This window comes from Rhizobium esperanzae, assembly GCF_002204185.1.
GTDB classification, from domain to species: Bacteria; Pseudomonadota; Alphaproteobacteria; order Rhizobiales; family Rhizobiaceae; genus Rhizobium; species Rhizobium esperanzae.
This window is the reverse complement of record NZ_MXPU01000045.1, coordinates 1-9,307: the sequence shown is the minus strand read 5'-3', so window position 1 is coordinate 9,307 and position 9,307 is coordinate 1. Positions and strand designations below refer to the sequence as shown.

The 9,307-nt window shown below is 54.0% G+C and carries 8 protein-coding genes and 1 pseudogene; all 9 read right to left on the bottom strand.

The window, feature by feature from the left end; genetic code table 11:
- Positions 1 to 399, bottom strand: a pseudogene (locus tag B5E41_RS30580) (IS5 family transposase); the annotation flags it as partial.
- Between the two features lie 316 nt (positions 400 to 715).
- Entirely contained in the window at positions 716 to 3,763 is a 3,048-nt protein-coding gene (ydiJ, locus tag B5E41_RS30575) for a D-2-hydroxyglutarate dehydrogenase YdiJ (RefSeq protein WP_088397292.1), read from the bottom strand.
- A 219-nt stretch (positions 3,764 to 3,982) separates the two neighbouring features.
- Entirely contained in the window at positions 3,983 to 4,366 is a 384-nt protein-coding gene (locus tag B5E41_RS30570; protein WP_088397291.1) for a cupin domain-containing protein, read from the bottom strand.
- 329 nt (positions 4,367 to 4,695) lie between these two features.
- Positions 4,696 to 5,046, bottom strand: coding sequence for a RidA family protein (locus B5E41_RS30565; protein ID WP_088397290.1), 351 nt, complete (start codon positions 5,044 to 5,046; stop codon positions 4,696 to 4,698).
- Positions 5,047 to 5,200: 154 nt separating this feature from the next.
- Positions 5,201 to 6,007, bottom strand: coding sequence for an ectoine/hydroxyectoine ABC transporter ATP-binding protein EhuA (gene ehuA / locus B5E41_RS30560; RefSeq protein ID WP_176439529.1), 807 nt, complete (start codon positions 6,005 to 6,007; stop codon positions 5,201 to 5,203).
- A 5-nt stretch (positions 6,008 to 6,012) separates the two neighbouring features.
- Entirely contained in the window at positions 6,013 to 6,681 is a 669-nt protein-coding gene (gene ehuD / locus B5E41_RS30555; RefSeq protein ID WP_088397288.1) for an ectoine/hydroxyectoine ABC transporter permease subunit EhuD, read from the bottom strand.
- On the bottom strand, positions 6,678 to 7,343 hold the full coding sequence (gene ehuC, locus B5E41_RS30550; protein ID WP_088397287.1) for an ectoine/hydroxyectoine ABC transporter permease subunit EhuC: 666 nt from the start codon (positions 7,341 to 7,343) through the stop codon (positions 6,678 to 6,680). Before ehuC ends, ehuD begins: the two co-directional genes overlap by 4 nt.
- Before the next feature lie 59 nt (positions 7,344 to 7,402).
- Positions 7,403 to 8,251: a transporter substrate-binding domain-containing protein gene (locus B5E41_RS30545; protein ID WP_210191833.1), complete on the bottom strand. Its 849-nt coding sequence runs from the start codon at positions 8,249 to 8,251 to the stop codon at positions 7,403 to 7,405.
- Between the two features lie 772 nt (positions 8,252 to 9,023).
- Positions 9,024 to 9,307 (bottom strand): transposase domain-containing protein (locus tag B5E41_RS30540; protein ID WP_141098855.1); only part of this gene is annotated, 284 nt, incomplete at its 5' end.

The following is a 9,307-nucleotide window of genomic DNA, read 5'->3' as shown; positions in this document are numbered from 1 at the left end:
CATAGCCGGATATTCCGCCGCTTTCCGTGGTCTTGACGCTTTGGCTGTCGATAATCCCTGCCGTCGGTTGCGCCTCCCGTCCCTCGATTTCCCGCGCCGCCATCACCAGAAGCTGGTTGATGCTCTGCCACAGTCCGATCGCGCGCCAAGAATAAAAATAACCGCGCACCGTCGAAACCGGCGGAAAATCGCCCGGCAGCATGCGCCATTGGCAGCCGCTCGAGGCGATATAGAGGATCGCCTCCACGACCGAGCGCATATTCGTCGTCCGACGCCGCCCGCCACGACGCGCTGGCGGATCAGCGGTTTGATCAACGCCCATTCCCGGTCCTTCAAATCACTTGGAAAACGAAGCACGTCTCGGTTATGCTCACGGCGAGCGATAGCAGTCCAGCTCATCGAAACCCCATTTGATTTAGCACCAATAGGGAATCACAACTGCCTGTTATCGCTCAACTTCTTTTAAATCGGGCTCTCAGGTATGGAGTAATAAAAATAAGAGCAGTGGCCGCGGCTTGCTTATTTGTCCCAGCAAAGAGTGTATGCTCGCCAATGCGCCCGCTCGGAATGACGCAAACGTGTGCACCAGCGAAATCGCGCGAGCGACGGACAGGCGGTCACCCGAGAGAACTCAGTTTGAAGGGTTCAGATCACAGCAAAGCTGGTCTGGATACGAAGTAAACGACCTCGGATATTGGGAGATTCTTAAAGTGAATCATGTCAGCAACTCGTTAATCACTTCAAATGGATGCTGAAGTCGGACTGCATCGATTTCTTTTGCTTGAGATCGGCATGAGTAGCCGGTTGCCATCATGACTGTTTCGGGCGTGGCATTGACAATCGGAATGGCCCAACTCATTTCATAGAGCCTCTCGGCGATCGCGCGGTTCCGCGTCTCGTGCCCGAATGTGCCTGCCATGCCACAGCAACCTGCGTCTACAATAGAAAGTTCGATACCTAGGGCCGTGAAAACCTTTTTCCAGTCCAAAAGTAATGACGGCACATTGGTGCGCTCGGTGCAATGAGGTAATAACTTGTATCGCTTTCCTGGTGTGACTGTAGTGCTGCCGGCAAGTCGGTCGGTGATTGTTGCCAGCCACTCCTGCGGCAAGAGTATAGTGGCCGTAAGTGGAATACCCGTTGCTGCTTTGTATTCGTTGCGGAAGGTAAGCGTCATGGACGGGTCAAATCCTACGAGGGTAACGCCAAGGTCCGCCAGACCTTGCAAATAATCGGCCGTTCTTCTCGCCGCGGTCTCGAAGCGTTGGAGATAGCCGTGCACATGCAGTGCCTTGCCGTTGGTATGAGCGGCAGCGAGCGCAGGCATCATTCCCATGTTCGACGCGATATTGATAGCGGCAAGTACAACATCTGGATCGAAGTGTGCCGTAAAAGCATCCGGCACGAACACCACGGTCCGCTTTCGTTCATAGGGTGATAAAGTTGCAAGAGACAGTGGATCAGCGATCTGAATGCCACGGCGCTTTAGCTGTGTCTTCAGGGAGGTTCGAGGCAGCGCTGGTAGAGCGGTCAGGCCTGCGAGGCGCGTCATCCGCTTTCCCAACGATGTCGCGATGACTAGATTATAAAGCCATCTTATGCGCCTCATTTTCGGGAGGATCGTTTCTATCGCTGCTACCAACGGATCCTTCAGCGGCCGCGAGTACCGACCATGATAGAGCTCAAGAAACTTTGAGCGGAACGCAGGCACGCTGACCTTTACGGGACATTGGCCGGCACAGGCCTTACAGGAGAGGCACGTGTCCATTGCCTCGCGCACCTCATGTGAAAAGTCGGTTCGATTTCTTGGATTGACGCTGTTGATAATCCGAGTTGCCAGGCCCGCAAATTGGCTACGCCACCGCAGTCGCGCCGCTTCCTGGCGTGGATCGATACCCTTCTCAGCCAGCAGACGTAGCCATTCCCGCATGAGCATGGCACGCCCCTTCGGCGATTGACGCCGGTCCCCAGTAGCCTTAAAAGATGGACACATCGCGCTGCTCTCGTCGAAGTCAAAGCAGGCACCGTTGCCGTTGCAATAGGCGGCATTGTCGAAAGCTGAACGAATCTCGTTGCCGATAACGCGGTCCGTCGCTGCTCGCAGCGGCACCTCGTCGATTTTCAGAAGCGGTTCGAGAACAATGTCGCCGGCAGACGGCGGCGTGGCGATCTTGCCCGGATTAAGACGATTGTCGGGATCGAAAGCGCATTTGATCTCCTGCAGACTGGGGTAAAGATCGCCGAAGAATTCCGGCACATATTCCGAGCGCATGCCTTTGCCGTGCTCGCCCCATAGGATGCCGCCGTGCTTGCGAGTTAGCGCCACTACAGCGTCGCTAATCCGTCGCAGCATTGGCATATGGTCGTCCCGCGTGAGATCGAGAGCGGGGCGCACGTGCAGAACACCGGCGTCCACATGACCGAACATCCCGTAGGACACGCCCGCTTCGTCGAGTAGCGCTCGGAATTCGCGGATGTAGGCCGCTAGATTCTGCGGTGGTACGGCAGTGTCCTCGACGAAAGCGATTGGTCGAACAGGCCCATCAACATTGCCCAGCAGGCCAACTGCGCGCTTTCGCATAGCCCAGATCGCTTCGACATCTGAATGCCCGCGGGCTATGGTGTAGCCGAGGCGGTCGGCGTGGCCGCCATTCAGCGCCTTTGTGACAGCTTCAATCTTGGCTTCGAGCTCAGTCTCGTCGTCGGCGAGCACTTCGACAATGTTGATGCCGTTTGCCGTCTCCGCGGCGTCTTGTGACACGTACTTTGCAATCCGCGACCATCCGACGTCTTTTCGAGCCAGGCCTAGAACGGTCTCGTCGATCGTTTCCACCGACGCAACTTTGAGTACCGTCAGGGCTCGTGCATCTTCGAGCGCGGCGTTGAAGTCTCCATAGCGGATATTGATCAGCGCGACGCAGGCGGGGATTGGCAGGAGGTTCAATTCCGCCTCTGCGATAATGGCAAGCGTGCCTTCGGAGCCGCACAGAATGGAGTTAAGATCGAACTGTCCGTCCTGCCGGTAAATATGGGCAAGGTCGTACCCCGTCATATAACGGTTGATGCGCGGAAACAACTCGTCAATGCGCTCGCGCTCGTCTCGAGCAATACGGTTTACAACCCTGTGAATCCGGCCGATAAGATCTTCACGCACCATGACCTTTATCAGCGAAGCCTCTTCTAATGGCCTCGACCACCACTCGGAGCCGTCCGTTAGTACAATCCTCAAGCCCATAACGTGATTGGAAGTCTTGCCATAGAGGCATGAGCCTTGGCCGCACGCATCCGTAGATACCATACCTCCGATGGTCGCCCTGTTAGAAGTGGAAAGTTCCGGGGCGAAAAAGAGACCGTGGGGCTTCAACGCCCGGTTCAATTGATCCTTGATAACCCCGGCTTGAACGCGAGCGACCCGGCGCACCGGGTCGATCTCTAAGATCCGGTTCATGTGTCGCGAGCAATCGATGACAATTCCTGAAGTCAGCGCCTGACCGTTGGTGCCGGTCCCTCCGCCGCGAACCCCTATATCCAAATGGCGAAACTCAGGTTCCGATAAAACCGCGGCGACCACCTGCATATCGTCTATGTTCGTAGGAAATAGAATGCCGGCCGGCTCGACTTGATAAATTGAGTTGTCCGTCGCAAACACGGTCCTCGAACTTGCTTCTGCCTCAACGTCCCCGCGAAAACCGAGCTGAGCAAGTCGGTCAAAAAAGGGCGTTTTCAGCCCGTCGACCGCTCGCGACTCAAGCCTTGGGATCATTTCTGTTACCTCAACAAAAACTCGAAGACCTCTGATTGATCGTTGTCGGTCGCTACACGAGGTCCAATTAATAAAGAGGCGCGTCAGCTTTCAGAACCTGCGCGCCCCACGATTTGTGTCGTTGGTAATAGCGAATTGGCGCCAACGGCGCGCTTATGCCCGCTGCGTGAAGTGCCGTCAGCGCTCGATCGGGCAGTTATTACTGGGCGCTACCAGCGTTCATTCACGAACGAACAGCGTGACCAAAGGCTCGGGGCCAACCTGACGTGCGTAATGGCCATGGAGCTTCTCATTGAACTCCGCTCCTGCTGGCAACGCGTCGGCAGCCAGGAAACTTTCACCCGACTTAAATGTACGAGAACTTCCGTCAAGCAAAAACACCTCCATTTGCCCGCCTAGAATGAAAACCCATGTTGGGCTCCCGGTACAATGCACACCTCCCACGAATCCTACAGGACTATGCCGTAACTGATAGCTCTTGCACGGGAATGAAGCCGACAGCTGCAACTGTGGCGTGCCTTCGTTGAATTCAATCAGTTCCTCACGAAAGCGTGCACGCCCGTCTGTATCGGTGAAAAGCGTAGTTTTTTTGAAAGCGTTCATTGGATTCCTCATGATCTTTGACTAGTGTTCGACAAATTTGGGCCATTAAACGCGAAAGGGCTCTGCACACGATTTAACGTCCATACGCAAAGACTCTCAGACTCTCGAGCTGTAATCAGGGCGATTTTCGAGCGCCCGCGGTCCAATCGCTTGGCGCGGCCACACAAACTACGTTCGTCCTGATGGTCCTTTTGAAGCCACACGGATCGGCGTGCAATTTCATTGGGTATAGCCATTCCACCTCTTATTAACCGATAAGGTGGGGCTGGCTTCGCTCCGCGCAGTAGGTATGTTTTGAGCGTTGCTAAAGCCGATGCGTCCGAGACTCTCTACTTCGCAGCGATAGCCGCGATTTCAACGGTGTATTGAGGACCGGCCAGGGTTGCTTCCACAGTGGCGCGGGCGGGCGTTTGAGCGGTTGCGACCCAAGTGTCCCAGACCGTATTCATCTCGGCAAATGTTGAGATATCCGAAAGCCATATGTTGACCATGAGTAGCTTTGTCTTAACAGTGCCGGCTTCCGCAAGCAAAGCATCAATGATCCCTAGGATTTCCTGTGTCTGGTCCGCGACGCTTTGACCGGCAGTATCGCGGGCGACTTGGCCGGCGATGTAAACGGTGTCCCCGTGAACGACGGCGGCGCTCATGCGCGAGCCAGGCTTTATACGTTGAATGTTCATGTAGATCCTCGCTTGTTGAAGGGTTAGTACGGTATGCAACGCGGCTTTGACGTGGGTGGGTAGGCCATTAGGTGACCGTCAGCTACCGGATTCAGCTCCGGCGCCCGATGGCAACCTCTCGTACTATGGTGGGACTTGTGTGAAATCTCACCGCTCAGATTGCCTCCTTGACCGCGGAGAGAAATTGCTTTGTGCGATCTCGTTGTGGGTTTCCCAACAACTCGTGTGGTGAGCCCTGCTCCTCTATTTTACCGCCGTAGAAGAAACAGATGCGGTCAGATATGTCGCGAGCAAAGCCTAATTGATGTGTAACCATCAGCATCGTCAGATTGTGGTCGGACACGAGCTTGCGTATCACGTTCGTAACTTCACCAATCACTTCAGGGTCGAGCGCGGATGTGACTTCGTCAAAAAGCATGACCTTCGGACGCATTGCCAAGGCTCGGGCAATGGCAACGCGTTGTTGTTGGCCCCCCGACAGTCTAGAAGGATGCTGATCCTTCTTGTCGATCATTCCAACCATGCTGAGCAATTCTTCTGAACGTTCTCTGGCGTCTTTTTTGGAGAGACCAAGCACTTGTACCGGCCCTTCCATACAGTTCTGCAGCGCAGTCATATGGGGAAAAAGATTGAAGTGTTGGAAACACATTCCTATTGACGAGCGCATTTTCCGCAAATGGCGTTCATCAGCACGAACGAGGACGCCGAATTTGACCATGTGAGTGAGCGGCTTTCCGTCGATATAGATCACTCCTTCATCGACAGACTCTAGGGTCATCAGTATTCGCAAAACCGTCGTTTTTCCCGATCCGGATGGTCCAATTATCGACACCATCTCCCCTTGGGAAACTTCGAAGTCGAGTTGATTTATGACCGACTGCGCTCCGAAACTCTTTCCTACATTCATGAATTTTACCATAGGACGGTTTAGCTCGGGGAGTTCCAACGGATAGCCTGACATATTCATCACATTCCCAGCCCTTGTCGCAATCTAATCTCGAATAACCTGACCAGCGCAGCGGTTGGCAAGGAGATTAAGAGAAAGATCAAGCCGACCAACGTAAATGGCTCTAAATATCTATAATTTTCTGAACCAATTGCAGTCGCAGTCTGCATAATCTCTGCTACACCGATGACTGAGAGCATGGGGGTATCTTTGAGTATTCCGACCAAGTAGTTTCCCATACCCGGGACCGTAGGTATCAGTGCTTGGGGAATTACTATTCTGCAATAAGTATCACGCATTGAAAGGTTTAGTGCGCGGCAGGCTTCCCATTGGCCACGGGGTACCGCATCAATTCCAGCACGGAAGACCTCTGACAAATAGGCTGCATAGTGGAGACCGATTGCCAACATTCCGGATGTCCAAGGTGAGAGTTGAATCCCGAACTGTGGGCCAACGTAGAAAATGAAGAAGATCTGCAATATGAGCGGTGTTGAGCGAACGAACTCAACGCATTCCCGAACAGCCCTTCTCAAAGAAGGCGACTTCGTTCGCTGCAACATTGCGAGTGATATTCCAATCACAACTGCGATCGCGTAACCCACACCGGCGGCAATGAGAGTATTAATAGTCGCCGAGAGCAACCGCGGCAAAACTTCCCAACTAAAATCCCAGCGCCACTCTAAGTTCATGCCCGACCGAGCCTCCGCGCAACCCCGCGCTCCGCCAGGCGCATGAGCGGTGTGATAGAAAACCTCGCAAGTACGTAGTAGATGACGAGTGCGGTACCGAAGGCTTGAGCAGAGAGATAAGTGGTGGCGTTTATTTGCTTTACTTGGAACATCAGATCTGTGACCGAAATGAGCGAGACCAACGCAGTCCCTTTTAGCAGTTCTATGAGAAGATTACCCCAAGGCGGAAGCATGAGCGCGAGGGCTTGGGGGAGGATGATCCTTCGCATGCGTCTTCCCGGTGACATAGACAGGGCAGTCGCAGCCTCCCATTGCCCACGCGGTACCGACAAGATCGCTCCTCTAACTAACTCGGCTCCGTATGCCCCGCAGTTCAAGCCAACGGAAATAAAGCCAGCTTCAAACTTAGGTAGCGAGATACCGAACAATGGCAGGACAAAGAAAATCCAATAGATTTGCACGAGCAATGAGGTGCCGCGAAATACCTCAATGTAGACCAGTGCAGGGCCGTTGATTAGGTTTCGCCTCGACAACCTCGCCATGCCTGCGATCATTGCCATCACGATGGCAACTATTGCCGCTAGCAGGAACTGCAGGCATGTCACTAGTGTTCCGTGCAGGAGCGAGGAACTGTGATTTCCAATGAAATCTATAATCGACATATGCAACATCCTGCGCAGTGTTTGAAGGGTAGGCCGCCTCAAACACTGCGCTTGCTAGTTTAGCGATTGGAGCACAGCCACTCAGAGGACTTATCGCCTGGCAACATCTTTTCGTCGTAGCCATACGTGGCAAGGGCATCCATCATGGCCGGCGTGCCAAGATACAGCTTCTGCGCTGCATTGAATTTAGCCACAAAATCTTTATCATCGTTGTTGAAGCCAACACCAACATAGTTAGCTGTCCACTCCGGCATGGCATCAGGATCTGTAATTTCAATCTTGTCGCCGACTTTTTTCGCAATTTCCCGCAGCGACAGATAATCCGCGACTCCCGCGGAAGCGCGCTCGGCAACGACCGCAGCTACTATCTCAGTCGGCCCGGGTACCTGCATGATATTAGTCTCAGGTACGCCCTCTTTCTTTGCGTAGCCGATCATACTGTACCCCGCACCAGTAACCATCGTGAGACCCTTACCTGCTATGTCTTCAAAGCTGGAGATCTTTTCAGGATTTCCGGGTTTGACGAGCAATGCAACAGGGCTTTTCATCATCGGTTCAGAAAATGTGATGTTGGCACATCGGGCTTGGAGGATAGCCAAGCCACCAGTGATGACATCGAAGCGTCCCGCTTGCAGCCCAGGAATAAGCCCGCCCCAATCGGTGACCACCGGCTCAATATTCTTGTAACCCATTCGGCGGAGAACTTCGACGACGTAGGTGTTTACGATACCCAACGGTTCATTGTTCTCACCCGGGAATCCGTACGGCGGCTCGCTTGCAAAACCGATCCGGATAGACTTTCCTGTAGAGATTCGATCCATCAAACCTCCTGCGAAAGCCTGCGTAACGCACGCACTGGCGATTGCAAAACTCAGTGATCCAAGAATTAATCTTCTGGTCATTTTCATTCTTCGTTCCCTTTCTTAGTTTTGTTGGAGTCGTCTCTTGTGGTCAGAACGGGCTCACCAAGACGAAGAGCCCGAGATCGCAGCTGAACTTATTCAGCACTCTCTTGGAATCCTCCGGGCCCAAATCGGCTGATTGAGATGCCCGCTTCTCCCGAAGCTATTCGCTTCGCCTCTTGGCGCCTTCTCCAGGGTATGGATGGCAACTCTTATGTGGCCTCGCATTATATGGGGAGGGCCCGGACGATGTTCATCAAAATCTGACCCGATCGCGCAGCAATAGTGCGTGAGAACTGACTTGCCTGCCGCATTCCGATGCTACATCGCAGTTTTTTTGGCGGGCCGGTACTAATGTAAAAACTCTGCATTCTGAATGCCTGAAGCAGGAGTCGGCGACAGTTTCCTGCGATAAGTGCGATGCCCCATCCGCTGCTCGATCCGCTCGGCCGAACCGCTGTCAACATTCCGGATGTACGTCGGTTCAGACGCGCGAGCCTCGCGCCGCACGGCTGTACACTACACAGCCAAGAACATCGCGGAGAACGCTCATGGCGCGTCGGATGCGATTGCGCCACAGTCGAGGCGTCAAAACGGTTTGATGACGGCGCCCGGATTAGATGCGGTCAGAGCACTAACTAACGACTCGGATGAGAGTTTGGCTTGCTTCGCAGCAGAAGACTGGTGGCGCGAGTGGCCAGTCCCAATGAATCCGTAGGTTGGCATGTGCGACGGCAGTATTTGCGAATTTGCGACAGATTGACCGTAAGCGCTGTTTTCAGGCCACGGCTTTGAGTTCGTGCTTTGCGGCATAGGCCCAAGGCAGCAGGTCGTCGATCTGGTTATTTGGATGCCCGTTGACGATCTTGGTGAGGACGTCTGAGAGATAGGCCAGTGGCTCGACATTGTTAAGCTTGGCAGTCTCGATGAGCGAGGCGATGGTCGCCCAGTGTTCGGCCCCGGCGTCCGACCCTGCGAAGAGTGCATTCTTCCGATTGAGGGCAATTGGCCTGATTGACCGTTCGACGACGTTGGAGTCGATCTCGATCCGGCCATCGTCGA

Bases quoted from the DNA above. Each gene is read 5' to 3' on its own strand.
- ydiJ (WP_088397292.1), bottom strand. From the start codon at position 3,763: ATGATCCCAAGGCTTGAGTCGCGAGCGGTCGACGGGCTGAAAACGCCC.
- B5E41_RS30570 (WP_088397291.1), bottom strand. From the start codon at position 4,366: ATGAACGCTTTCAAAAAAACTACGCTTTTCACCGATACAGACGGGCGT.
- B5E41_RS30565 (WP_088397290.1), bottom strand. From the start codon at position 5,046: ATGAACATTCAACGTATAAAGCCTGGCTCGCGCATGAGCGCCGCCGTC.
- ehuA (WP_176439529.1), bottom strand. From the start codon at position 6,007: ATGTCAGGCTATCCGTTGGAACTCCCCGAGCTAAACCGTCCTATGGTA.
- ehuD (WP_088397288.1), bottom strand. From the start codon at position 6,681: ATGAACTTAGAGTGGCGCTGGGATTTTAGTTGGGAAGTTTTGCCGCGG.
- ehuC (WP_088397287.1), bottom strand. From the start codon at position 7,343: ATGTCGATTATAGATTTCATTGGAAATCACAGTTCCTCGCTCCTGCAC.
- B5E41_RS30545 (WP_210191833.1), bottom strand. From the start codon at position 8,251: ATGAAAATGACCAGAAGATTAATTCTTGGATCACTGAGTTTTGCAATC.